The organism is Nocardia sp. NPDC004168, from assembly GCF_040610355.1.
Classification (GTDB): Bacteria; Actinomycetota; Actinomycetes; order Mycobacteriales; family Mycobacteriaceae; genus Nocardia; species Nocardia sichangensis.
The window spans coordinates 316,701-341,827 of the sequence record NZ_JBEXME010000004.1; the positions used below are offsets into that span (position 1 = coordinate 316,701).

Consider the following 25,127-nt stretch of genomic DNA (forward strand, 5'->3'; position numbering starts at 1 on the left):
CGGACGCTCGGGTGTTGCCTGAGCCGTATCGGTTGCATCATCGTGCCGACTTCTCCCGGACGGTGCGCCGCGGCCAGCGAATCGGGAGGCGTGATCTGGTCGTACATGCGCTCGCGCACGGGTATGACGGAATCGTGGGCGCGAATGGACGACACGATCAGGTCCCGGACGACGTGCTGATCCGCGTGGGCGGACCGCGCTTCGGGCTGATCGTCAGCAAGGCGGTGGGCAACGCGGTGATTCGACATCGCGTCGCCCGCCGCCTGCGTCATATGTGTGCCCAGGTGGTCGACGAATTGCCCGCCGAGACCGATGTCGTCATCCGCGCGCTTCCTGGCGCCGCTACAGCGTCGTCGGACGACCTGCTGCGCCAGCTGCGCACCGCACTGCGCAAGCTCGGCGTCGGCGCTCAGGCGGGTATGTCGACGGGTGGCCTGGCATGAGCCTCTGGGCGAAGATCGCCAGACTGCCCGCGAACGTGCTGATCTTTTCGATCGAGCTGTATCGGACCTACGTCTCCCCCACCCGCATGCCGGTGTGTCGATTCACCCCGACCTGTAGTGAGTACGCGGTGACCGCATTGCGCACTCGGGGCCTGTTCATGGGGCTCTTACTGACGGTCGTGCGCTTGGCCAAATGCGCGCCCTGGCACCCTGGTGGGTGGGACCCCGTCCCGGAGCGGAAGCGGAGTACGCATCGCGCCGAGCCGGCGGAAGGGGCAGCGACCGACGCGACGTCGCAGGAAACGAGCCTGCTCACCGGACCGCGGTCGGAGCCGAAAGCTTGTAAAGGATCGCCGCACGCGGTGATCGGCGACACGAACGACGGGAGTGCATAGAGCCGTGCTCGACTTCATCTATTACCCGGTGTCCTGGATCCTCTGGTTCTGGCATCGGGTCTTCGGGTTCGCGTTCGGCGCGGACAACGGTCTCACCTGGGCGCTGGCCGTGGTGTTCCTGGTGTTCACCTTGCGCCTGGTGCTCTACAAGCCGTTCGTCAAGCAGGTGCGCACCACAAAGCAGATGCAGGAACTGCAGCCGCAGATCAAAGAGCTGCAGAAGAAGTACAAGAACGACCGTCAGAAGATGGCGGTCGAGATGCAGAAGCTTCAGAAGGACAACGGCTTCAACCCGCTGATGGGCTGCCTGCCGATTCTCGCTCAGGTGCCGGTGTTCCTCGGACTCTTCCACGTGCTGCGCTCGTTCAACCGGACCGGGCACGGTATCGGCCAGCTCGGAATGACGCCGGAGCAGAACGCGAACACCGCGAACTACGTCTTCAGCGCCGCCGATGTCCAGTCCTTCCTGAGCGCTCGCATCTTCGGTGCGCCGATCTCGGCGTTCATCACCATTCCGCCCCCCCAGTTGCAGGCCTTCGCCGACTACGGCGGCGTGCCGACCAAGTTGAGCATCGCGCTCGTCGCGATCCCCCTGATGGTCATCGCCGGTATCGCCACGCACTTCAACGCGCGTGCTTCGGTCGCGCGGCAGACGCCGGAAGCCGCGGCCAACCCCCAGGCCGCGATGATGAACAAGCTCGCGTTGTGGGTGTTCCCGCTCGGCGTGCTCGTCGGTGGCCCGTTCCTGCCGATCGCCATCCTGCTGTACTGGGTCTCCAACAACATCTGGACCTACGGGCAGCAGCACCTCGTGTTCGGCCGCATGGCGAAAGAAGAAGAGGCCAAGAAGCAGGCGAAGCTCGAGCAGCGCGCGCAGAACGCGCCCAAGCCCGGAGCCAAACCGGTCAACGTGAAGAAGAAGCCGACCGCCGCCGCTGCCGATGCCGCGTCGGACGAGGACACTGCTGTCGCGTCGACGAACGGCACTGCGAAGCCGCCGAAGCAGTCGGCGGGCCAACGGCGTCCGGCCGGGCAGAAACGGCCGGGCAACCGGGGCAGGGCGAACCAGAAGCGCAAGCGCTGATCGCACCATCGGTGGGCCGAGTCGCCCACCTCGATCGCTGAGCAACCCCTTGATCGCGAATACCGCCCGGCGGCGATTGCCCGGCGCGCGCGATGAGCAGATGAAGGAAATCAAATGACTGTTGAGACCGACGGAGGGGACGCCACCGTGGCGACGACGACGGCGAACGCCGGAGCGGACACCGACGATGTCGTGAATGATGCCGAGGAAGCGCTCATCGAAGAAGGCGAGATCGCGGGCGACTATCTCGAACAGTTGCTCGACGTGCTGGACTTCGACGGCGACATCGATCTCGACGTGGAAGGCGATCGCGCCGTGGTGAGCATCGACGGCGGACGTGACCTGACCAAGCTCGTCGGACGTAACGGTGAGGTGCTCGACGCGTTGCAGGAACTGACCCGGCTCGCCGTCCAGCAAGCGACCGGAGTGCGGAGCCGGCTGATGCTGGACGTGGCAGGTTGGCGAGCCAAGCGGCGGTCCGAGCTGAGCGAACTCGGCGCAGCGGCGGCGCAGCGCGTACTGGACTCCGGTGAGCCGGAGTCGCTGGCGCCCATGACTCCGTTCGAGCGCAAGATCGTGCACGATGCGGTGGCGGCCGTGGAGGGCGTCAGCAGCGAGAGCGAAGGTGTGGAACCGAACCGGCACGTGGTGGTCGTTCCCGGCTGAGTCGCGACATCCCCGGAGCGGGCGGCGTGTTTCGCGGCCCGGATGGGTAGTGGTTGGATAGGGCCTCTGGTCTTCGGACCGGGGGCCTTGTTCGTGTCCGGAGCCCGATTGCTCGTTCGTAGATCGACCCGAGTTCGGAAGGATGTTTCACGTGGAACGAGATCTCGGTGGAACCACCGCGGAGCCCGTGGAGTTGGAGCCACCCGCGTCGGCGGCGACCGTCTTCGGCGACCGACTCGATCTCGCGCGTCGATATCACACGGCGCTCGCGACCGCGGGCGTGGAGCGCGGGCTGATCGGCCCGCGCGAGGTGCCCCGCCTCTGGGATCGCCACATCCTCAACTGTGCGGTACTCGGCGAGTTGATCGCCGAGGGCGCGTCCGTGGTCGATATCGGCAGCGGTGCGGGCCTGCCGGGCATCCCGCTCGCCATCGCGCGTCCGGATCTCCGGATCACTCTGGTCGAACCACTGCTGCGCCGCACGATCTTCTTGAGCGAGTTCATCGAATCGGTCGGACTGGACGTGACCGTGGTGCGAGGGCGCGCGGAGCAGTCGGGTGTGATGAAGGAGGCCGGTGGCGCGGACGTGGTCACTTCCCGCGCGGTGGCCCCGCTCGGGAAACTCGCCCAATGGTCCCTTCCTCTCCTCCGCGACCACGGGCACATGCTCGCCCTCAAGGGAGCGAGCGCGGCCGAGGAACTCGAACGCGATGGCGACGCGCTGACGAAGGCCGGCGCAGGTAACGCGGTCGTCCTGGAATGTGGCGTCGGTCTGGTGGCGACGCCCACGATGGTGATCAGTGCAGAGCGCCTCCCCCGCGCTGAGCGAGCCACCCGACGGCGCGCCGAACGAGCGGTCGAGCGTGGCGGAAAGGCCGTCCGCGCCGCCACGACGGAGCGTGCGCGTAAGCGTGCGGCACGCAAGGCCAAGTAGAAGCTTCGATCGCGAAGACTCGACCGTCGACCTCGGGCCTGGGATCGTTTCGTCACTCTGACGGAATGGCCCGGTTGAACGCGCGTCGGGTGGACTCGGCGGGCGATCTACTCGAACTTGATTTGCTTTCTCTCGATCCGTCGGCTGGACGGAGGGGTCCCATGCGGTACCTCCGTCTGGAACGGCGTGGCCGCTTGGTGGCTGAAGTCGAGGCGTGCGTCTGCCGTGGCTGTGGAAGAGATTGCTACTGGCGTCGCGGTTGGAACAAGTCCGTTGTGCCTCGGGTGAGAAGTCGTCGTGTTGTGTGCGCGTGGTTGCACAGACTCCCACGCGGACTGGATTCACGTGAAACATCGGCGGGAAGTCGGTCCGCGGCGAGCCTAGAGTAGAACCCCACCGGCACCTGAGTGAGGATCGGCAGGCAGCCCATCAGCGGGTTGAAGCCGTTGTCCTGCGATCAACGCTTGCGCTTCTGATTCGCCGTAAGGGCCGCGCCTCCCTCACTGCCTGATCCTCGCTCTCGGACGCTCGGGTGTTGCCTGAGCGAAGTTCCATGCGAGCGCGTCCGAGTCACACTCGACTTCATCGGGGTGCGTCTCGAACTACACCTCGAGCATGAGACAGGAGTGGGTTGCGGACCTAGCGGGCGCTTCTCGGATCAGGAGGCCGCGGCCCATGTTTCACGTGAATCAAAGTCCCCCGGAACGAGTCCGCCGGAATCCTGAGCGCGTCTGGAATTGCCGCCCGATGTTTCACGTGAATCGGTCTTGCCCCGCTGGAGACGCGATCGGTCTCCCAACACAGCTGAGGGGCAATACGTGTGGCGCTCTGGCCGCTGCGTCACTCTCGAAGCGCGGCAACGCATACCTCGGCGCCGGCAGTTCTGTCGATGCGCGACTGAGCTCAATCCATTCGAAGTAGCGCGGGGCAGTGTGCCGGTCCGAGGTCGTCAGCCGAAGCATCTGAACCAGCTCGGTCGAACAGCCACTGCGAGTAGTCATCCGCGATCCGCGATCGGTCACGCGGCATGCCTGCTGTCCCACGCACCGTCCGGCGGCAATGTTTCATGTGAAACAGCGCGCGCGTCGAGGCGAATTCGTGCGGATTTGCGTGTCGCTTTGCGCCTCGCCGCGATTCAGCTTTCTTAAACCGCTCAGTGCTGGCAAGCTAGTGTGCGTCGGGCGTGAGCGTAGGTGCCACGAGGGATCTGGTTGTCACAGCGGCGCGCAGCTCCGCTCGGTCGATCGGGCGCCGCGGAGCCAGTTGTGCATCGTGTTCGAACCGACAAAGGCTGTTGCAGATACGACGCCGACCCGTCCCGTCGCGCGCACGTGTTCTGAAGTTTCTCGGGTTAGGAGCTGTCTATGTCGAGCGGTCCGGCGAATGTTTCACGGGAAACAACGTCGCGCGTGCCGGGGATGCTGGACTCCAGCAATTTCGACACGGAGGCATTCGGAAGTACGCCGTTCGGGCACATCTCCCCCAGCGAGACCCCGATAGCTGCCGAAGCCCAACGTGCAAGTCAGGTCCTCCATCCAGGAAAGGTGACTGTGCCGAAACCCCACGAGCAACGGATCATCACGATCGCCAATCAGAAAGGCGGCGTCGGGAAGACGACCACCGCCGTGAATCTGGCGGCCGCCTTGGCGCATCAGGGGATGACGGTGCTTGTGATCGACCTCGATCCGCAGGGCAACGCCAGCACCGCCCTGGGTATCGAGCACCACTCGGGTGTCCCCTCCAGCTACGAGCTGCTTATCGGCGAAGTCTCGGTCAGAGACGCTATCCAAACGAGTCCGCACAGCGAGCGCCTCCTCTGCATCCCCGCGACCATCGACCTGGCGGGCGCCGAGATCGAACTCGTGTCTATGGTGGCCCGGGAGGGGCGCCTGAAAGCCGCTATCCAAGAGGCGAATATCGCCGGATACGACATCGACTACGTGATGATCGACTGCCCGCCTTCCTTGGGCCTGCTGACGGTCAACGCGCTCGTCGCGGCGAAAGAGGTGCTGATCCCGATTCAGTGCGAGTACTACGCGCTGGAAGGCGTGGGTCAGCTACTTCGCAATATCGGCTTGGTGCAGGCGCACTTGAACCCGGAACTGCACGTCTCGACCGTGATCCTCACGATGTACGACGGGCGCACCAAGTTGGCCGACCAGGTCGCCGAGGAGGTTCGCGGGCACTTCGGCGATGTCGTACTGCGGTCGGTGATTCCACGCAGCGTGAAGGTGTCGGAGGCGCCTGGTTACGGCATGACGGTGCTCGATTATGATCCAGGCTCCCGGGGCGCGATGAGCTACCTGGACGCCGGACGCGAAATGGCGGCCCGCGCGGTGGCCCCGCGTGTCGCCGCGACGAAGTCGGCGGAGTGATTCGGCCGGCCGGGTCGACGCTCGGCACAGTGCGGTTCGGTAGCGGAATGAGGAAGGGGTCGGTAGACCGATGAGTCAGGCGAAGAAGGGTGGTCTCGGGCGCGGTCTCGCCGCGCTGATCCCGACGACACCGACGGCATCACCGGGCCTCAGTAGCGCTGCGGCGAGTGTCATCGGTCTGGATCCGGTCGGGCCGCAGCCCCCCTCGGCCTACCTGCACCGGGTACCGGATCCCGCCGACAACGCCGAACTGGAAGCAGGCGGCGCCGTCTACCGGGAGATCCCGCCGGACCAGATCGAGCCGAATCCCAAGCAGCCGCGTACGGTCTTCGAAGAAGACGCGCTGGCCGAGCTGGTGCATTCGATTCGCGAATTCGGATTGATGCAGCCGATCGTGGTGCGCCGGACCGAACCGGGTGTGGACCGCTATCAGCTGGTCATGGGCGAGCGGCGGTGGCGGGCCTGTCAGGAGGCGGGCCTGGCCGCGATTCCCGCGATCGTCCGGGAGACCGCGGACGAGTCCATGCTGCGCGACGCCCTGCTGGAGAACATCCACCGGGTGCAACTGAACCCGCTCGAAGAGGCGGCGGCCTACCAGCAGCTGCTGGAGGAATTCGACGTCACTCACGAAGAATTGGCTTCGCGAATCGGTCGCTCTCGCCCCGTCGTGACGAATATGATCCGTCTACTGAAGTTGCCGATCCCGGTGCAGCGCCGGGTCGCGGCGGGCGTACTGTCCGCCGGGCACGCGCGGGCACTGCTCGGTCTCGAAGCGGGTGCGGACGCTCAAGAGGTGCTCGCCGCCCGGATCGTCGCCGAGGGACTCTCGGTCCGGGCTACCGAGGAAGCCGTCATGCTGGCGAACCGAGAGCAGGACGCGGCCGTGCCCTCTCCCGTCGCTCGGCGCAAGCCGATCGAGATGCCAGGCCTACAAGCCGTGGCCGAACGGCTGTCCGGTTCCTTCGACACCCGGGTTCTCGTGAGTATGGGCAAGCGCAAAGGCAAGATCGTCGTCGAGTTCGGGTCGGTCGAAGACCTCGAACGGATCGTCGCCCTGATGGAGCAGAACGCACCCGCAGTGTGACAGAAGTGACGAAATTTAACTTGTGGTTTCGATAGGTGCGAGTACCCGGCCGAAACGTCACTGTGACGGCAGGGGTACGGCACGGCTGCGAGCGTCTATCGCTCCCGGCGGAGCAACACAAGTTCTTCCGACCAACAGCACAGCGACATGGAATGAGGCAGGTTCCCGTTGATCGCTTATTCTTGCTGGCGAGCAAACATTGATGCGACGTGAGCGTGGATGAATCGGACAGCTGGAGGCTGAGCAGAGCGGTGTCGACCAGCGTCACAGCACTAACCCTCGGCGGACTGGAGAAGCTTCCCGCGCATGCGCGGCGCTGTGTCTTCTGGGAGATGGACCCCGCCGTGGCCGAGGACTCGCGCAACTTCAGCGATCCGGTGTTCGAGAAGGAAGCCTGGCTGTCCACGGTCATGCTGGAGTGGGGTTCGTGCGGGCAGGTGGCGAACGTCGACGGCAACGTCGCCGGCTGCGCCTTGTACGCGCCACCGAGCGCCGTGCCGCGCGCCACGCTCTTCCCCACCTCCCCCGTGAGCCCGGACGCGATCCTGTTGACCACGCTGCGGGCCGAATTCCCCTATCAGGATGCCGATGTCGCCCACAGCCTGGTTCAGGCCGTGGTGTCCGATCTGGTGCGTCGCGGCGTGCGCGCCCTGGAGGCTTTCGGTATCCGCACCGACCCGACCACGCAGGCGCTCTCGGAGCGGTCCGGCTCGATGACACTGCTCGAGCGGATCGTCGCGCCGATCAAGAATGCGAACCCGGCGGGCGCGACGACCGAATGCTCACCCGAGAGTTGCATGATCGATGCCGACTTCCTGGAGGATGTCGGCTTCGAGGTCGTGGCCCCGCATCACCGATTCCCGCGCTTGCGGTTGGAGCTCGCCTCCGATCACGGCTGGAAGGAAGACGTTGAACGGGCGCTGGATCAGCTGCTCGCGGCGGCGTCGATGACCGCGCCGACTCGTATCGGAGCGCGTTGAGCTGAACCTCGAAGCGCCCCCTGCCGGTCTGGAAAGGGCAGGGGGCGCTTCGACTTACGAAAGACCGATGGCTACATCCGGTCGGCGGCAGCCAGCTCTTCGGCCAGCAGTTCCGCGAAAGTGTATGTGCCGGTGGGCTGGTCGTCCTGACCGAGCAGGTACAGCCGCTTCACCGAGATCAGAATGGCTTCGGCGATCACGTCGCGCATGCGCGGGTTGGTGAGCACCGAGGCATCGTATTCGTTTGTCAGATAACCGATGTCGACCTGCACGGTGGGCATCTTGGTGAGACGCAGCAGATCCCAGGTTCGCGCGTGAGTGCGGCAGTCCTGCAACGACGTTCGGGCGACGACCTCGCGCTGGATGAACCCGGCCAGCACCTGCCCGATCATGGACACCGAGCCGTGTGAGTTGCCGAAGTAGAACCCGGCAACGCCGTTGGCGAGCGGGCTCGGGTTAGCGGCACAGCGCAGGGAGATCATCAGATCGGCGTCGAAGGCGTTGGATGTTTCCGCGCGTTCGGCGTCGGTGGGGTTGGCGCCCCACGGCCGCGACAGGAAGGTCTCCATGCCCGTGGCAGCCATCCGCCCCTCCAGACGGCTGGCGAGATCCCACAGGATCTCCGACTCGTAGACGTCGCCGTACTCGGTGGGCACGGCACCACCCTTGTCCGGACCGCCGAGACCCGGATCGATGACGATCCGCTTGCCGGTCAGCTGCGGCCCAGCCCGGTGCACGACCTCTTCCTCAGCGATCCGGTGTGGATTGCCGCCGGTCACCCTGGCGCCGAGCAGGTCGAGCGAGCGCAGCGTGTCGGGACCGCAGATGCCGTCGGCCGACAGGCCGATCTCCCGCTGGAAGGCGGTCAGCGCGTCGTGGGTGTGCGGACCGAAGTAGCCGTCGACCCGGTGCACGTAGAAGCCGAGGTCCTGCAGCCTGCGCTGGAGCGTGGCCACATCGTCGCCGTACAGCGGCGCGGACAGCTGATAGATCAGCGTGCGCGCGCCGAGTCGGTAGGACGCTTCCTTCAGTGCCCGGTAGGTCGCCGGACCGACCACACCGTCGACGAGTAAACCGCGATGCTGCTGAAACGCGCGAACCGCGGAGTCGAGGTGATGGTCGAAGGACACTTCGGTGTCCTTCCAATATTCGCGTGCGTCCGCGTTGTCGGCAGCGATGTGCGCGTGTAGGAACCCGAGGCTTGCCAGGGTGCTCCGAACCTCTGCAACGGCTGGACCGGAATCGCCGTGACGAAGTCGGTGCATGCGTGAGAGCCCTTTCCTTCCGTCAAACCCGCGGGTACCCACTCATGCGATGGGATACACCTTCGCACGACCGGAGCGTCGGTCGATTGTCTCAGACCCGGACCGGGTTTCGACAATCCCCGGGTCCAGGCATCCTACGGCGCGTCCTCAGATGACGTCTTCGAGTTCGCGCAGAAGAGCCGCTTTGCCCTTCGCTCCGACGATCTGCTTGACCGGCTTACCGCCGCGGAACAGCATCATAGTGGGCAGCGAGAGGATCTGATAATCGCGGGCGGTGCTCGGGTTGGCGTCCACATCCAGCTTCGCGACGGTCAGCTTGTCCGCGTGCGCGCCCGCGATCTCCTCCAGGACGGGCGCGACCATCTTGCACGGGCCGCACCAGTCGGCCCAGAAATCGACGAGGACCGGCTTCTCACTCAGCAGCACGTCGTCGGCGAAGGACGCGTCGGTGACGGTGACCGTGTTGGCGGACTCGGACATGGGTGTTCTCCTTGCGATACAGCGAGACGGAAAGGTATGGCTCGTCCAGCGCGAGCTCAGTTGGCGGCCACCGACTCACCCGCGTGGGCGAGGGTGTTCGAGGTGATGTCGCCCTGCTCGGCCAACCAGCGCTCGGCGTCGATGGCCGCACGGCAGCCCGTGCCCGCGGCGGTGATCGCCTGCCGGTAGGTGTGGTCGACGAGATCACCCGCGGCGAAGACGCCGGGGATCTCGGTCGAGGTCGTGGGGTGCTGTACCAGCACGTATCCTTCGTCGTCCAAGGCGACCTGGCCCTTGACGAGTTCGCTGCGCGGATCGTGGCCGATCGCGACGAACAGGCCGGTGGCGGCCAGCTCGGAGGTTTCGCCGGTCCGGGTGTCACGCAGGGTCAGATGGGTGACGCTGTTCTCCCCGTGCACCTCGGCCACCTCGGCGTTGAGCACGAACTTGATCTTCTCGTTCGCCTTCGCCCGTTCCAGCATGATGCGGGAGGCGCGGAACTCCTCGCGGCGGTGCACGATGGTGACGCTGGAGGCGAACTTGGTCAGGAAGGTCGCCTCTTCCATCGCGGAGTCGCCGCCGCCGACCACCACGATGTCCTGGCCCTTGAAGAAGAACCCGTCGCAGGTGGCGCAGGCGCTGACACCGCGGCCGAGCAGCCGCTGCTCGCCCGGAACGTTCAGGTAGCGCGCGGCCGAGCCCATGGCGAGAATCACGGCGTAGGCGTGGAAGGTCTCGCCGCCGACGACGACCTTCTTGATCGGGCCGGTCAGGTCGACCGCCTCGACGTCCTCGGTGCGGATGTCCGCGCCGAACCGCTTGGCCTGCTCGCGCATCTCCTCCATGAGATCCGGGCCCATGATGCCGCCGCGGAAGCCGGGGAAGTTCTCGACCTCGGTGGTGGTCATCAGCGCACCGCCGAACTGGGTCCCCTCGAACTGCAACGGCTGGAGCTCGGCGCGGCCCGCGTAAACGGCGGCCGTGTAGCCGGCGGGGCCGGAGCCGATGATGATCAGGTCGCGAACTGGCGTGCCGGTGTCGCTTTTTTGCTCGCTACGCTCGCTCATGGGGCCCTTCCGGGGAGATTCGATCGGACGTGTCGGTCAACAACAGGGTAATGGCTGTTGTTCCCGCGTCGGCGGGGGTCACACCGCGCGGGTGGCCCAGATCGCAAGGTCAGCCGATGTCCTGCAGCGCCTTGCGCTGAGGATCGCCGGTAGCGCAACCGGTCCCGACGACCAGCGCGGTGATCTGCGGCGGGCGGGGGCCGTTCAGCAGGATGAGCACCGCGTTGCCGCCCTGGAATCGGATGTCGGTCGAGCCGAGGATCGTGCGGTCCAGGCCGTTCGCCCGTACGCAACGCTCGAGCGCTTCCGGGCCGGCCAGGGCTCCGGTGACGTTGTGCCTGCCCAGCGCGCCGAGGGCCACGGTGGCGGTGAGATCGTCACCCCAGTCGTCTTTTCCCGATGTCGGCTGCGCCGTGGGCGCTGGGTCGTCTCCGCTGCGCATCGTCGAAGCCCACACACCCGCGCCGACGACGGCGACGATCGCCGCGGCTGCCGCGGCCAACCAGCGCAACCTGCCGCGGCGACGCTCGTCCAGAGCCACCGGCGCGGATTCGAAATCTTTTGCTTCGCCGACGGATTCGCTTACTTGCGGGGGCGGAAACTCATGAACCGTGGCGCCTTCGGGTGGCTCCAGCTCGCCGACGAACCGCGCGAGCCGGGCCGCCACGTCTTCCGGCATCGGATGGACTATGCGCTCGTCCCCACCCAAGGCACGCAGCTGGGCACTCACGTCATCCAGCGCGCGCAGATACCGCACCGCTTCCGGGTCGCGCGAGACGATCGGCCACAACTGCTCGCGCTGCGCGGGCGTTACGTTGTCGGCATGTAGGTCAGCCAGCAATTCGGACGCGAACGGAGGCTGCGGCACGGACTCGGTAGCCATCGCACCTCCGTCGTTCGCATCGGACATCGCGGGGACCCCCTCGCCTACGGGGCCTATCTCTGATTCGTTCAGTGGTTCGTCACTGTTAATGACGCATCCCAACTAACCCCGGTTCCCCGGATCACGCAGAAAATCCAATCGCTCTTTCAACCGCTGCCGCGCACGTGCGCACCGGCTCTTGATCGTCCCCTCGGGCACGCCGAGCAACGCCGCCGCTTCGGCAACGCTATACCCCTCCACATCCACCGCCACCAACGCGGTCCGCTGATCCGGCGGCAACGAAAACAACGCTCGATCGATGACCAACGACATCTCCACCTCGGCCATCTCGTCGCGGGTGTCCCTCGGCTCCGGCATCGACTCCGGCGCCAGCGACAATGCCCGCCTGGTCTTGTTCCGCCGGATCCGGTCCAGGCACGCGTTCACCACGATCGCGTGCAACCAACTGCGGACCTCCGCCTCGGCCCGGAACGAGCCCGCGGTGCGATGCGCCGACAAGAGCGCGTCCTGTAGTGAATCGGCCGCATCCTCACGCGTGTAGGAGGTGCGCAGCGCGGTCTGCCACAGATGATCGTTGTGTCTGCGCAGTAACTCCGCGAACGCGTACCGCTCACCGGCGACGTGCGCCCGCAACAACTCCACATCGGTGCGTTCACCGAGTTCGAAGGCGCGCTCGCGACACATCACCGGCTGCGACGCCCCCCTGCCGAGCTCCTCGTTCACTTCGGACGACAAATGCCAACCCCTCGAGCCCTCACGGCGGCAACGGGCATGGTTGACCATCACCGAGACTTCGCAGCATCCAGGATCGAAAACACCGAAACCTGGGAAGCTCCCCTGCTGAGAGCGCGCGAAGATCATATCGCCCGTAACGTTTTGGCAGCAACCAAGTGATCGGGCCGGATACGGAGGAATGCGCGGCGTTCGACGCCGCGTGACGAATGGCCCGCGCGACCGATGCGCGAGCACGCCGGGCTACGGCGCGGCGTCGAAACGGATGTCGGCGATGGCGGTCTGGAACTGTCCTCCGGAATTCCCCAGTCCGGTGATCCAGACGAGCACGTAGCGGGCGGCCTGGTCGGCGCGCACCGGGATATCGGTGACGCCGCCGTCCAGCCGGGCGGAACCGATCAGCTGGGTCTGATCCAGCGTCGGCGATCCGGTGGGCGACGTGCGGATCTCCACCGATGTGCCCGCGCTGGGCGAGTTGATCGAGACGTTCGTGAGCTTCGCGGGGGCCGGCAGCGTGGCGAGCAGACCGACCCCCTTCTTGAGCGCCGGGAACTGCTGGAAGTACTGATCGGTGCGCCACTGGGTGCCCGGATCGTTGTCCAGCACCGCGTGGACGTTGGCGACGCCGTCGGCGGTGCCCTCCGGCGAGAACACCGACACGCCGGTCACCGGAACCGGCGCACCGGTCGAGGTGAGGCCGGGGCCCGCGGCGGCGGGCGTCGGCACCGGTTGGTTGTTCGTCGTCAGGCCGATATTGCGCTGTTCGTTCAGCGGCGCGTCGGAAGCGCTCGGCGCGAACACGCTTACCATCCACCAGATCACCACGCCGACCACCAGCGCGGCGAGGATGCCGAGGCCGACCATGATCCACATCATGCGTTGCGAGCGTTCGCGTTCGGCCGCGAGCAGTTCCGGATCGGCGAGCGAGTCGTCCATGTTCGCGGGAGCGCGCTGGCCAAGCCGCAGCACCGGGATGAAGTCGGTCTTCTGATCGACCACCGACGCCTGCTCCAGCACGTGCTGGACCGTCGCCGCCGTACGCACGCCCTTGTTCGACTCCAGCGAGCGCACGGCGACCGCGGAGATCTCGAACGGCACTTCGGGACGGATCTGGCGCGGTTCCACCGGCGTGCCGTCCGGTCCGAAATCGGCCAGCCGCAGCCCGCCGACGGTCGCGGCGGTGCCCGTGACACCGCCGGAGCGGATCGGCCAGCGGGCAGTGATCAGGGAGTAGAGCATCGCACCGAGACCGCGGACGTCGGACTGCGCGTCGGAGTCCGACAGCGTGCCGGGGAAGGCGAGCACCGCGTCACCGGACGCGCTGATGCGCACCCGGTCGGGATGGTCGATGGACAGCGACCCGCCGCCACGGTGCGCCAGCTCGGCCGCCGAGGCGAGGGCGCGGATGGCCCGCGCCGCGCCGATCGGTGACGGCACCGTCTCGGCCATCTCGCGCAGCGAACGACCCGGCGTCCATTCCGCCACCACGATGCCGCCGGAACTGCCGCGCACGACGTCGAGTACGCGGGCGAGGCCGGGCGAGTTGATCCGGCCGAGGCGTAGCGTCCGGGACAGGATCGCCTGGGGACCGTCCTGCCCGGAGTTCTCTGTCGCTTTCTGGTCGGCGTCGACGAAGGTCAGCGCGACCTCGCGATCGAGTTTGATGTCCAGCGCCTGCCAGAACTTCAGGCCGCGGGCGCCGCCGTGACTCGCCAGCAGGCGGTAACGCCCGCCCGCCACCGACGCGCCCGGAATCAACTTGGGGCCGCGCGGGATTCGCCGGGCGCCCAGGTTCTCGCCACCCATCGGCGGCATCTCCGGCGAGCCGACGGGGATCATCCCGGTGTCGTACATCGGATCCCGCGGCGGCAGCTGGTTCTCCTGCGGTCTCGCCGCGTCCTGCTCCGGTCCGGCCGTGCCCGGCCCGTTGTTCGCGTACGCGGGATCCAACGGCTCCCCCGCGGTCGGCGGTACATCGGTGGACAGTCCGCCGGGCGTGGTCGCAGAAGAATCGGCGGCTGGGACGCCGCCCACCGCGTCGTCGCTCACCCTCGGTCCTCCTTCGCCCTGGTATGTCGAGGTTCCGGCGAATTCGCCACTTGTGCTTCTCTGCCGAACAGGGTACGGGAACTCACCCTTGCCGGTGCGGTCAACGGCATCGGGTCGGATCACAGGAAGCACCATGGTCTGGGCGTCCATGTACGGATCGAACCTCGGGTATGCCAAGTAGGGATCAGGCCTGCGGAGCACCTGCGTGACGTAGGGATCTTCGACCGGGCTCTCCAGGTCGAGTTCCGGCGCGGGCGGTGTCCAGCCGAGGCGCCGCGAGACGGCCACGGTGATGGCGACGATCTCCGGAATACCGGCGAGTCGCATCAAGCCGAAGGCCACCGCGAACATCACGATCGCGGTGATCGCCACCCGGATCAGCGAACCGGGGCCGCCGAAGGACTCGGTCAGCCGATCCAAGCCGAGTACCCGGTCCACGATCCACATCACCGCGCCGCCCGCGAGTGACGCAAGTACGACACGAGTCACCGTTCGGCCGACGTTCGCCATACGCAGGTCGCCGAGACTGCGGTGCAGTAGGAAACCGCCCACCACGGCGCCGACCGTGAAGCCGAGGCCGTTCGCGACACCGAGCGCGATAACCACGTGCTCGGAGTCGGTGACCACCGGAGCCAGGGCGGAGAAGACGATCTTGGCGGCGGTGATGCCGAGGATGATCCAGGTCGGCGTCCATGCCTGCTCCCTGGCATAGAACACGCGCAAGTGGATCAACACGAGTGAGTACGGGATGAGCGTAAATGCGGACCAACTCACCGCCTGACCCAAACGCTCGGCGTCGTCGGCGAATCGTGCGTACCCGAACAACGCCTCGCCGACCTGTGGTCCAGCCAGGGTGAGAAAGGTGATGACCGGGACCAGTGCGATCATCGTCAACCGGGTAGCGACCGACAGATCGTCCACGACGGCTGGAGTGTCGTCCGCCGCGGCATTCCGGCTCAACCGCGGCATGATTGCCGTGAGCACGGTGACGCCGAGTACGCCGTACGGAAGCTGCAGCAGCAGCCAGGCATTCTGGTAGATCGCGGGACCGGCCGCGTCGGTGTGCGAGGAGATGTTATTCGCGAAAACCAGGCCGGCCTGGCTGATCAGCACGTACAGGATGATGGCTGCGCCCATCCTGCCGAATCGCTTCAGACGGGCATCGATCCCCCACAGCGGCCGCAGATCGATCCCTTGTCGGCGAATGGCGGGCATCAGGCTGAGCGCCTGCGTAACCACACCGAAGGTGACGCCGATGCCGAGTACCAGGAGCTTCGGGTCGCTCATCCGCACCGGGTCGAGGGTGATTTCGCCGGGTGTCAGTGCGTAGAGACCGAGTACGGTCAGCACAACCAGATTGTTGAGCACCGGCGCCCAAGCACCTGGCTTGAACACTTGTCGCGTATTGAGGATCGCGGTGAGCAGTGCCGACATGCCGTAGAAAAGGATGGCGGGCACCAGTAGGAACGTCAGCGCTGTGGTCAGCGCGGTGTTCACCTGGCCGTCGGACGACACGAATACATGGGTCGCGAGTACAGGGGCTGCCGCGACCGCGAACATTGTCGCTATAGCCAGCACCGTGAATGCTGCGGTAACCAGGCGCCGCACGAATGCGGCGCCATTGTCGGCATCCTCTTGCTCGGCCCGAACCAGTGTCGGAACGACGATCGCGGTCAGCACCGCGCCGAGTACCAGTTCCGAAATCATGTTCGGGATCAGGCTGGCAGACGCGAAGGCGCTGGCGATCGCCGGGCCGAGCACGGTGAGCAGCATCAACTGCTTGCCGAATCCGGTGATCCGGCTGATCAGCGTCGCGAACGCGATTGATCCGGTGTCGCTCAGCAGCCGGGAGGTGGTGTTCTGCTTCGGCTCGTCGGCCTTCGGTCGCTCCGCGGTGCCGGTGGCGGCGGGCCACTCCCTGGTCCGTGGGCGATCCGGTTCCGCGGGTTCATGCCGTACCGGGGCGGCCGGCCGCTGACGCGGCGGTGGGAACTGCTGCGGCTGCGGCGGGGCGTAGCGCGGCGGCGGCACCCGATCGGATTCCGGCGTGATCGCAGGCATCGGCCCGGAACGGGGTAGGCGCGGCGCGGCCGGGATCGGACCGGACTGCGGAGGCCGTGGCACCGCGGGTATGGCGCCGGAACGAGGTGGACGCGGCGTGGTCGGGATCCCGCCGGACTGCGGGGGACGCGGTGCGGCCGGAATGGCGCCGGGCTGCGGCCCACGTGGTCCGGGGGGCGGCGGCGTCTGCCGGACATTGCCAGGCGGGCCGGAGGGCGCAGGCACCTGGCGATTGGGTCCAGGCGGAACGGGGCGGGGCTGGCCAGGACCGGCCGCCGGTGGCGGAGCCGGATATTGGCGTTGGTTCGGTACGGGGCCGGGTCGCGGCGGTGGCGGCACCGGCGGCCTCGGTTGTCCGGCGGGCGGTGGCGGCGGCATGTGCTGACCAGGGCGCGGCTGCGGTGCGGCCGGAGGACGGCTGACCTGCGGCACTCTCGGCGCCTGGCCGTCGTTGTACGGACCGCCGTTCAAACCCTGGTGCTCGGCTTCGGCTGGAGCGGGGCTCCGCTCCCACGGCGCGACCGGGGCTCGCCGCACCGGTGGCCCGTCGAGCCGGTCGCTTGGTCGAGGGCGATGAGCCGATATGTCATCGTCGCTCATCATGCCTCCTGTACCAGCCGGGATTCCGCACCCCCATCGGTGCGGTGAGCCGCGGCTCGCCGCAATGGTTCGCCGTGTTCAGCGAACATTCTGTCCGTGGTCCCCGTCCGGATCGGACCGGCTCGGCAACACTGTGATTGTCCTCCACCGTGCCACATGACACTGCGGTACCCCACATCGGCGCAGGTAGCAGCGGTTTACGTAGCCCCGTCGGAGCGGGATCCGTCACCGCGTCTCCTGGGGGTGCTCCTGCTCTTTTTCCTGCGCCCGCAACACACGCGAGCGCGCGCGCCGGTACCGGTTGACCCGGCGCCTGGTACTCGGATCGAATCCCTCGTCGGCCGGATCGGGCTGCCCGCGGAACCGGCGCCACAAACGGCGACCGGCCAGCAGGAGCAGCAGGAGTGCGGCGCATCCCGTAATTATCGCCAAGGCCTTGCCGTAGGCGTTCGAACGCACCGAGACCTGCGTGGGATTGCCGAGCGCGACGCCCTCCGGCGTGGTGAGCGAGATCGGAATGACGAGGTTGCGGCTGTCGCTGACCTCCGTCGGGATCTGGAAGGACCTGGACCCATTGGCCGGGAGCTGCTGCTCGCCGGGGTCGGTGATCTTCGTCTCGGCAGGCGCCTCGATCCGGAACCTGACCCGGATGGCCACCGGCAGATCGTTGCGCGCGACCAGCAACAAGGGGCTCTGCTCGGACGCGAGCGTGTACACACCGCCCGGCGGCAGCACGGTCACCGAGCGATAGAGCTTGTCCATCGTCCGGGTGTTCTGGTCCAGCCGCCGCTGGGCGAAGGTGTCCGGCGGTGCGGCATCGCCCGCGCGCCGATCCGAGAGGCTCAGTACGCGCAGCAGGTCGTCGCGCAGCGGCGTCAGGAAGTCGTGCGGCGTCGGCTCGGCCTCCGGCACGTCCACCAACGCGCGCATCATCTCGGTGATCCGGCGACTCTGCTCGCGTACCGGCGGCAGGAATCGGTCCGGCACCGCGTCCTGCGCCGCCTGCGGCAGATAGTCCAGCTCGTAGGGCCGCGGGTCCGGCGGCAGCGTCACCAGATCGTGGAACGGACGCGCGGTGGCGAGGTTGCCGCGCAGCAGCTGGTCGACTTGGCGCAGCAGTGCGGTCGCCTCGTCCCGGTTCGCACCCCATTGCTGCGGCGGAACGAGCAACAGCGAGCGCGACGGGTTCGCCTCCGGGTGCAGCGCCTTCCACGAAATCGCTCCGAGAGCGTCCTGCAAGCGCGCCGCTCGTGAGTCGTTGGTCACGTCGTAGCGAACCCGGGACGGGGTGAACGGCGGGGTCGGCGGGTTCGAACCCACCGCGGCGAGCGCGGTCGCGGACCAGATGTCGAACGTCACCGCGTGCAGCGCGGGGTCGGCGGCGGGCGCGGGTGCACTCGCGGTGGGCACCGTATTGCCCGTGATCTGTGGTGCGGGCGCCGGTGCTGTCGGCTGGCTCGCGGTGATATCGGGCAGGCGTACCGCTTCCGGAATCGCCGGGTCGGCGGTGGAGAGAACCTCGTTCCCACCGGATGCGGATCGGCCGCTCTCACTGCTCGACTGCGCCCAGTCCACGCTTCCCTGCGGAACGGCCGCCGTCGACGCGAGCACGGCGGTACCGAAACCGTGACTGCGCAACAGGGCCCCCGCGCCGTCATCGATGCTGCCGGAATCCGGCAGGCTGACCCCGCGCACCGACCGGGTCGACAGGATCGAGTCGATGATCTCGGCCGGTTCGTTGATCGCGCGCGCGGACAGTGCCGGATCGTTGACCGCGGCCAGCGCGGTGAGATCGACCTGCGCGAACGGCAGTGCCACGGTGCACATCGACCCCGCCATGGCGCGCAGCCGGTCCAGCCAGGTCTGGGCCTGTTCAGCGCCCGCACCCGCTCTGGTCGCGCCGTCGGGATCGGACGGACTGGCCAGCACGCGGTAACCCTTGGTCATCGCGCGCACCGTGAGCAGCAAGTCTGGGTCGATGGCGAGGCACACGGCCGAGGCCAGATCGGTGCTGCGGCCCGCGCTCGGGTTCAACGTCCCCTCCAGCGCGGCCAGCAGTTGATCGAGACGGCCGCCCTTGCCGAGTGAGGCGGCCAATTCGTCGTCGGTGAGCTCGACCTTGCCGTCCACGCTGCCCGGATGACCCCCGACCTGCCGCGGCCGGTCGGCCAGCGGCCACAGCAGCGTGGTCGCCACCGGAGCGTCGGTGGGCGCCGATACCGACGGGGCTCCATCGCTCGCGGCGGGCGGCACGCCGAGCACCGGGAGGAGGAATCGCGCGTCGTCGAGCCTGGCCTGCGTGCCGTAAGCGGGTTCGCCGTTGACGTTCAGCAGCAGCGGGTAGACGCCCGGCTCCGTGATCCGCAGCGACGTGGCGCCGGTCTCGGAACGCAACGGGATGCTCAGCGTGAACTGTTTGCGCTGCCCCGGGTTCAGCCGCTGCGCGACATCTTCGAAGTCACCGTTCACGTCGTAGTTGACCTCATCGAGGCGCAAAGTGGCGCGCAACCCGACCGGCGTGGTGATCGCCGCCGCCCGCTGGACACGGATGCTGACGTCGTCCACCACACGGTCGCCGATATTGGTGACCGTGCCCGCGACCGTGAGCACCGAATCGCTGCCCGCGGTCACTGTGGTCGGCGTCACCGAATCGAGGGACAGCTTCAGGAATTTGGGATTCGTCGAGGTTCCGGACCCGGTCGGTTGCGCTCCCGCCGCCGCGGAATCGAGCAGTGGCAGCGTCGTCACGGGGCCGAGGATGGTCAGGACCGCCACGAAGATCCGGAACAGTCCACGCGTCATCGCTTGCCGGTCTCCATCCGGTCGATCAGCTTGTTCGCCATCTCCGCCAGCCGCCGCTCATCGGCGTAGGCCAACCGAGAATCCAGTTCACTCAACGGAACCCAGGCGACCTGGGTCACTTCCACGTCGGCGTCGGACAGTTCGCCACCGACCGAACGCAGCAGATAATGATGCACCGTTTTGTGTACCCGCCGACCGTCCGTCACGAACCAGTAATCGATGCTGCCGAGTTCGGCGACCACGACACCGTTGATGCCGGTCTCCTCGGCGACCTCGCGGATCGCGGTCTGCTCGGCGGTCTCACCTTCTTCGATATGTCCTTTGGGCAGCGACCACAGTAACCGCCCGCGGCGATCGGTGCGTCCGATGAGGGCCGCGCTTCGTGCTTCCCGTGGACCGTCCAGGCCGTCGACGACCAGTCCACCTGCGGAAGTCTCCCGCACCGTGCGCATCCGCGGCTTCGCGGCGTTGGCGGCCGAACCGCGGCGCCGAGGCTGGCGGCGTCGACTGTTCGCGCGATCGGCCGGAGACACCTGGCAATCCTACTGTGTTGAATTTGCCACGACTTCGGCGCGGCGTGTTCGCGGCCCCTTTGGGGCTCGCGTTTGCGCGACCGCCGCTTGCTCCTTCGTCGCGTACGCGGCGGCCGCGCAAACGCGAGCCGGGCCGCGAACGGCGCATGCTCGGTCTCGCTGCGCTCGAAAGACGTGGTTGCGGTGCGCTGGGCGCGTCGGTGTCGAAGTTCGGCTACCGGTGCACGCGGTTGTAGTGCTGGCTGCGGGTCCGGCGGTCTGTTCCTCCTTTCGTCGCGTACGCGGCGGCCAGTCGGACCGGAGCCGGGCGGCGAAGGGTGGATGCTCGGTCTCGCTTCGCGCTGAAGGCGTGGGTGCCGTCGGGGTCGAGGCTTGCTACCCGGTGCGAGCGGTTGGTGGTAGCTCTGGTGTCGGCTCGATCGGTTCGGCGAGTTGTCGGGTACGAGTCGGCTGTGTTGGCCGCCGGCGCATGTGCTCGGCCGGGACTGCCAGGAGGGAAAGGCGTGTTGGCCGTTCGGGCTGTGGCGGGGCGCGCGCGACTCGTGGGTCGGATTCGAGACGTTGTGCATGAGGCCGCAGTAGTTGCCGGTCCGCCGGGGTGTTTGCCCTGCCTGGGCGGCTGCTCGGTCTCGGTTCGGTCGCAATTGTGCTGGGTCTGATGAGGCGATCCGGTCGTTGTGGCGGCGGGGTTGGTGAGTGCGGGAGTGTGCTGTTGTGTGGCTCACTGGGCGGTGGGGACGGGTCGCCGCTCAGCTAGGGTTGGGATTGTTACCGACGAGTAGGACGGGGCGACACGGGCCGGGGCGCGGGCGGTCGATTCGCGGCGGTTCGCCTAGCCTGGATCTGAACGCTCGATCGGACACATCCGCTGGAGGAGTCGAGCATGGCGAAGAAACCGGAATCGCAGCTTCTCGGGCCGGAGCAGCGCAGTGCGGCCTGGGAGCGCTTCGGCAAAGATCATTTCGATGTGGTCGTCGTAGGTGGGGGCGTGGTCGGGGCCGGCATCGCGTTGGACGCGGCGACCAGGGGCTTACAGGTCGCTTTGGTCGAAGCCCGCGATTTCGCGTCCGGGACGTCCAGCCGGTCGTCGAAGATGTTCCACGGCGGACTGCGCTACCTCGAGCAGCTGGAGTTCGGATTGGTGCGCGAGGCGCTGCGCGAGCGCGAACTCGCGCTGTCCATGCTGGCGCCGCACCTGGTCAAGCCGCTGCGCTTCCTGTACCCGCTGACCAACCGCGTGTGGGAGCGTCCGTACGTGGCGACGGGCCTGGTCCTGTACGACACCATGGGCGGGGCGAAATCCGTTCCCGGGCAACGGCATCTCACGCGCGCGGGCGCGTTGCGGCTGGCGCCCGGGTTGCGGCGCGATTCGCTGATCGGCGGTGTCAGCTACTACGACACTGTCGTCGACGACGCACGCCACACCATGATGGTGGCGCGCACGGCCGCGCACTACGGTGCGGTGATCCGCACGTCCACCCAGGTCGTCGGATTCCTGCGGGAAGCCGATCGGGTGGTCGGTGTGAAGGTGCGCGACACCGAGGACGGCCGCGCGGGCGAGGTCCGTGGACATGTGGTGATCAACGCGACCGGCGTGTGGACCGACGAAGTCCAAGCTCTGTCGCATCAGCGCGGCCGGTTCCATGTGCGGGCCTCCAAAGGCGTGCACATCGTGGTCCCACGCGACCGGATCGTGAGCGACACCGCGATCATCCTGCGCACCGCCACATCGGTGCTGTTCGTCATTCCCTGGGGCGCGCATTGGATCATCGGCACGACCGACACCGAGTGGAATCTCGACCTCGCGCATCCGGCCGCGACCAAGGCCGATATCGACTATCTGCTGGAACGGGTGAACCAAGTACTGGTTCAGCCACTCACGCCGGACGACATCGACGGCGTGTACGCGGGCCTTCGCCCGTTGCTGGCCGGGGAGAGCGACGAGACCTCCAAGCTCTCACGTGAACATGCCGTCGCCCGGGTCGCACCCGGTCTGGTCGGCATCGCGGGTGGCAAGTACACCACCTATCGTGTGATGGCTCTCGACGCGGTGGACGAAGCGGCGCAGGACATACCGGCCCGGGTCTCACCGTCGATCACGGCGAAGGTGCCGCTGCTCGGCGCCGACGGCTATTTCGCGCTGGTCAACCAGACGGTGCAGCTGGCCGAGACCTACGGGGTGCATCCGTACCGGATCAAGCACCTGCTGGATCGGTACGGCTCGCTGATCGCCGATGTGATGGCCTTCGCCGAGGACCAACCCGAACTGCTGCAACCGATCACGGACGCGCCGTCCTATCTCCAGGTGGAGGCGGTCTACGCGGCGGCGGCCGAGGGCGCCCTGCATCTCGACGACATCCTGGCCCGGCGGACCCGGATCTCGATCGAGTACCCGCACCGCGGAGCCAATTGCGCAGAGCAGGTGGCCCGGCTGGTCGCGCCCGTCCTGGGCTGGGACGACGAGGAGATCGACCGGGAGGTACGCACTTATCAGGCGCGGGTCGAGGCGGAGATCCAATCGCAGACCCAACCGGACGACGCCTCCGCCGATGCCCTGCGGATCGCCGCGCCCGAGCCGCGCCCGCAGATCCTGGAGCCGGTGCCGTCGGAGGGCTGAGTGTGGTCAGTCGGGCGCTTCCATCGCCATGGCCCAGCCGACCAGCGAGCGCAGGTAGCGCAGCACCAGTTCGTCCGGATACGCGCTCGGGTCGGTGAGGTGCAGCCGGGCCAGTTCCTCCATGGCGGCCAACAGGATTCGCTCTGTCGGACCATTCGGATCCACGGTGACCCCGAGGTATCTGGACAGATGACGCGCGCCGATCGCCCGCGCGTAAGCGCGACCGAGCGCGAGTCGCTCGCGCAGCTCCGGCGGCCCGCCGTCGAACGGGCTGAGCATGATCCGCCAACTGGTCGGCGCGGCGCGCAGGTAGGCGAGGATGCCGCGACCGACCCGGTCCACGTCACCGTGGTCCCAGTCCACGCTGCGCACACCGGCGAAGGCGATGGCCGACTCGCGGTCCAGCAGCGCCGACGTCAGCCCGGACAGGTCGGTGAACTGCTGGTACACCAGCGCACGGGCGACCCGCGCTTCGCGGGCCACCCGGTCGATGCTGACCGCGCCGAAGCCTTCGGTGGCGACGATGTCGCGCGCCACGTTCAGCAGCTGGGTACGGCGGTCGGCGGCGGACATCCGGCGCTTCGGCCGCGCCTCGCTGGTACCGCGCTCGGCCGTGGAGCGGTCGGTGGTCACGCCGTCGAAGGTAGCTCGAGCAGCAGCTCGACCGCCCGCGCCGCGCTCTGCGCCGCGCTTTCCATCGTCGCCGACCAGTCGGTGGCGGTCCAGTCACCCGCGAGGGTCAAAGTGGGCACCGAGGTGCGCTGGCTCGGGCGCAACGCGTGGTTGCCGACGACTTGGGAGAAGGTGGCTTTCGGCATGCGGAGGACTTGGGCCTGTACCACGTTCGCCGCTCGCGCCGCCGGATAGTAGCGGCGCAGCAGCGCCATCTGCTCGGCGACGATCTCGTCGCCGGACTTGTGGATCTGTTCGTAGGCGCCACTGGTGGTCAGGCAGTACAGCCAGGCCTTCGCGGTACTGCGCCCGGTCATCCGCTGGCGATCGAAGACCTCGTCGATGACGCCGGTGCCGCCGATCAGCGCCTCGAACTCGGCCGTGGTCCCCAGTGGGCGATCGAGATAGAGGTTGGTGCTGACGATCGGCGTGTAGCCGAGTTTGTCGGCCGCCGCGTAGATCTCGGCGTGCTCGGGTAGATCGTCGAGCAGGCCGCCGATGTTCGAGTTGGGCACGGCGCACACCACCGCGTCGGCCGGGATCGTGCTGCCGTCCGCCAACGCGACGCCGCTGGCCTTCCCGTCCACGATGTGGATCCGGCGCGCCACGGCTCGATAGCGCACCTGCACGCCGTGCTTCTCGAAGACACGCAACGCCCCGGTGACATATAACGTGTCCAGATCGGTGGTCGGATAACCGATGTCGACGGCCTGCCGGTGCCGCAGGCCCAGCCGGATGCCCGTGGCCATCACATCGGCGAACACCTTCGCCGACTCCCGCTGCACCGGCTCCGCCGCGATGCCGAGCGCCAGCCAATCCCACAGTGCTTCCCGGGCTTTGGCGGGCATGCCGACCCGGTCGAACCATTGCTCGGTGGTGAGGCCGGGCAGGTCGGCGGGCTGACGCAGGCATTGCCAGCCGAGCCGGAGCGTGGCGATCGTCGCGCGTACGCGCTCCAGCGGGTTCGCATCGGGATGCGCGCCGGAGAGCGTGCGCAGCGCGGCGATTCCTTTGGTGCGCATGGTGACGCTGCGGCCGTCGGGCCAGCGCAGTGTGCCGCCATGTGGGAAAGCGACGTACTGCCGTGTGCCGACGCTGGTCAGATAGCGGAACAGGTGGTCGTATCCGCTGGCGATCACGTGCTGGCCGTTGTCCGGTGGATCGTCCACCGCCGCGGCGCGCATGGCGTGGGTGCGTCCGCCGAGCCTGCCTCTGCGTTCGAGCAGGGTGACCTGCTTGCCCGCTTCCGCCAGCCAGACCGCCGAGGCGAGCCCGGCCAGGCCGCCCCCGATCACCACGTATCGCCGTGGGTCGCCCATGCTGCCTCCCGCCATAACTGACAAATTGTAAGTTAGGTGGGCGGGAAGTGCTCGTCAAGAGTTGTCGGCCGATATCGGCTGTAAGG

19 protein-coding genes are annotated in these 25,127 nt (G+C 67.4%); 9 read left to right on the forward strand and 10 right to left on the reverse strand.

The genetic code is table 11. The features are described from left to right. Positions 1-11: 11 nt before the first annotated feature. The 8 genes from rnpA (at position 12) to ABZW96_RS10920 (ending at position 7,961) form a co-directional block, all read left to right on the forward strand. On the forward strand, positions 12-443 hold the full coding sequence (rnpA, locus tag ABZW96_RS10885; RefSeq protein ID WP_355073434.1) for a ribonuclease P protein component: 432 nt from the start codon (positions 12-14) through the stop codon (positions 441-443). Then, positions 440-838: a membrane protein insertion efficiency factor YidD gene (gene yidD / locus ABZW96_RS10890; protein WP_355073436.1), complete on the forward strand. Its 399-nt coding sequence runs from the start codon at positions 440-442 to the stop codon at positions 836-838. The genes rnpA and yidD overlap by 4 nt, the downstream gene beginning before the upstream one ends. A gap of 4 nt (positions 839-842) precedes the next feature. After that, the gene (gene yidC, locus ABZW96_RS10895) at positions 843-1,922 is read left to right on the forward strand and encodes a membrane protein insertase YidC (RefSeq protein WP_355073438.1); all 1,080 of its coding nucleotides are present in this window, start codon (positions 843-845) and stop codon (positions 1,920-1,922) included. 114 nt (positions 1,923-2,036) lie between these two features. After that, on the forward strand, positions 2,037-2,588 hold the full coding sequence (locus ABZW96_RS10900) for a protein jag (protein ID WP_355073440.1): 552 nt from the start codon (positions 2,037-2,039) through the stop codon (positions 2,586-2,588). A gap of 142 nt (positions 2,589-2,730) precedes the next feature. Further along, on the forward strand, positions 2,731-3,522 hold the full coding sequence (gene rsmG, locus ABZW96_RS10905; RefSeq protein WP_355073442.1) for a 16S rRNA (guanine(527)-N(7))-methyltransferase RsmG: 792 nt from the start codon (positions 2,731-2,733) through the stop codon (positions 3,520-3,522). A gap of 1,364 nt (positions 3,523-4,886) precedes the next feature. Further along, the gene (locus ABZW96_RS10910; RefSeq protein WP_355073444.1) at positions 4,887-5,897 is read left to right on the forward strand and encodes a ParA family protein; all 1,011 of its coding nucleotides are present in this window, start codon (positions 4,887-4,889) and stop codon (positions 5,895-5,897) included. 70 nt (positions 5,898-5,967) lie between these two features. Further along, the gene (locus ABZW96_RS10915; protein WP_355073445.1) at positions 5,968-6,981 is read left to right on the forward strand and encodes a ParB/RepB/Spo0J family partition protein; all 1,014 of its coding nucleotides are present in this window, start codon (positions 5,968-5,970) and stop codon (positions 6,979-6,981) included. Between the two features lie 251 nt (positions 6,982-7,232). Further along, positions 7,233-7,961 (forward strand): GNAT family N-acetyltransferase, encoded by a 729-nt coding sequence (locus tag ABZW96_RS10920; RefSeq protein ID WP_355073763.1) that lies wholly within the window; start codon positions 7,233-7,235, stop codon positions 7,959-7,961. A gap of 71 nt (positions 7,962-8,032) precedes the next feature. Here ABZW96_RS10920 and ABZW96_RS10925 read toward each other — a convergent pair whose 3' ends face one another. The 8 genes from ABZW96_RS10925 to ABZW96_RS10960 form a co-directional block, all read right to left on the reverse strand. Continuing rightward, entirely contained in the window at positions 8,033-9,226 is a 1,194-nt protein-coding gene (locus ABZW96_RS10925) for an N-acetylmuramoyl-L-alanine amidase (RefSeq protein WP_355073447.1), read from the reverse strand. Between the two features lie 147 nt (positions 9,227-9,373). Continuing rightward, positions 9,374-9,706, reverse strand: a complete 333-nt coding sequence (gene trxA, locus ABZW96_RS10930) for a thioredoxin (protein ID WP_039803419.1) — start codon at positions 9,704-9,706, stop codon at positions 9,374-9,376. Positions 9,707-9,762: 56 nt separating this feature from the next. Next, the gene (gene trxB / locus ABZW96_RS10935) at positions 9,763-10,773 is read right to left on the reverse strand and encodes a thioredoxin-disulfide reductase (RefSeq protein WP_355073449.1); all 1,011 of its coding nucleotides are present in this window, start codon (positions 10,771-10,773) and stop codon (positions 9,763-9,765) included. Positions 10,774-10,882: 109 nt separating this feature from the next. Further along, positions 10,883-11,656, reverse strand: coding sequence for a hypothetical protein (locus tag ABZW96_RS10940; protein WP_355073451.1), 774 nt, complete (start codon positions 11,654-11,656; stop codon positions 10,883-10,885). A gap of 102 nt (positions 11,657-11,758) precedes the next feature. Continuing rightward, positions 11,759-12,340: an RNA polymerase sigma factor SigM gene (gene sigM, locus ABZW96_RS10945; RefSeq protein ID WP_355073765.1), complete on the reverse strand. Its 582-nt coding sequence runs from the start codon at positions 12,338-12,340 to the stop codon at positions 11,759-11,761. Between the two features lie 291 nt (positions 12,341-12,631). Continuing rightward, positions 12,632-16,498, reverse strand: a complete 3,867-nt coding sequence (locus tag ABZW96_RS10950; protein WP_355073452.1) for a murein biosynthesis integral membrane protein MurJ — start codon at positions 16,496-16,498, stop codon at positions 12,632-12,634. An 825-nt stretch (positions 16,499-17,323) separates the two neighbouring features. Then, on the reverse strand, positions 17,324-19,900 hold the full coding sequence (locus ABZW96_RS10955) for a DUF6049 family protein (RefSeq protein WP_355073454.1): 2,577 nt from the start codon (positions 19,898-19,900) through the stop codon (positions 17,324-17,326). Next, complete coding sequence (locus ABZW96_RS10960) at positions 19,897-20,433, reverse strand: NUDIX hydrolase (RefSeq protein ID WP_039803412.1); 537 nt, start codon at positions 20,431-20,433, stop codon at positions 19,897-19,899. The genes ABZW96_RS10955 and ABZW96_RS10960 overlap by 4 nt, the downstream gene beginning before the upstream one ends. An 883-nt stretch (positions 20,434-21,316) precedes the next feature. On the opposite strand from ABZW96_RS10960, the gene ABZW96_RS10965 reads away from it, so the two are divergent. Continuing rightward, the gene (locus tag ABZW96_RS10965) at positions 21,317-23,050 is read left to right on the forward strand and encodes a glycerol-3-phosphate dehydrogenase/oxidase (RefSeq protein ID WP_355073456.1); all 1,734 of its coding nucleotides are present in this window, start codon (positions 21,317-21,319) and stop codon (positions 23,048-23,050) included. 6 nt (positions 23,051-23,056) lie between these two features. Here ABZW96_RS10965 and ABZW96_RS10970 read toward each other — a convergent pair whose 3' ends face one another. Both ABZW96_RS10970 and hpnE read right to left on the reverse strand, forming a co-directional pair. Next, the gene (locus ABZW96_RS10970) at positions 23,057-23,623 is read right to left on the reverse strand and encodes a TetR family transcriptional regulator (protein ID WP_355073766.1); all 567 of its coding nucleotides are present in this window, start codon (positions 23,621-23,623) and stop codon (positions 23,057-23,059) included. Between the two features lie 56 nt (positions 23,624-23,679). Continuing rightward, the gene (gene hpnE / locus ABZW96_RS10975) at positions 23,680-25,041 is read right to left on the reverse strand and encodes a hydroxysqualene dehydroxylase HpnE (RefSeq protein ID WP_355073457.1); all 1,362 of its coding nucleotides are present in this window, start codon (positions 25,039-25,041) and stop codon (positions 23,680-23,682) included. Positions 25,042-25,127: the final 86 nt, after the last annotated feature.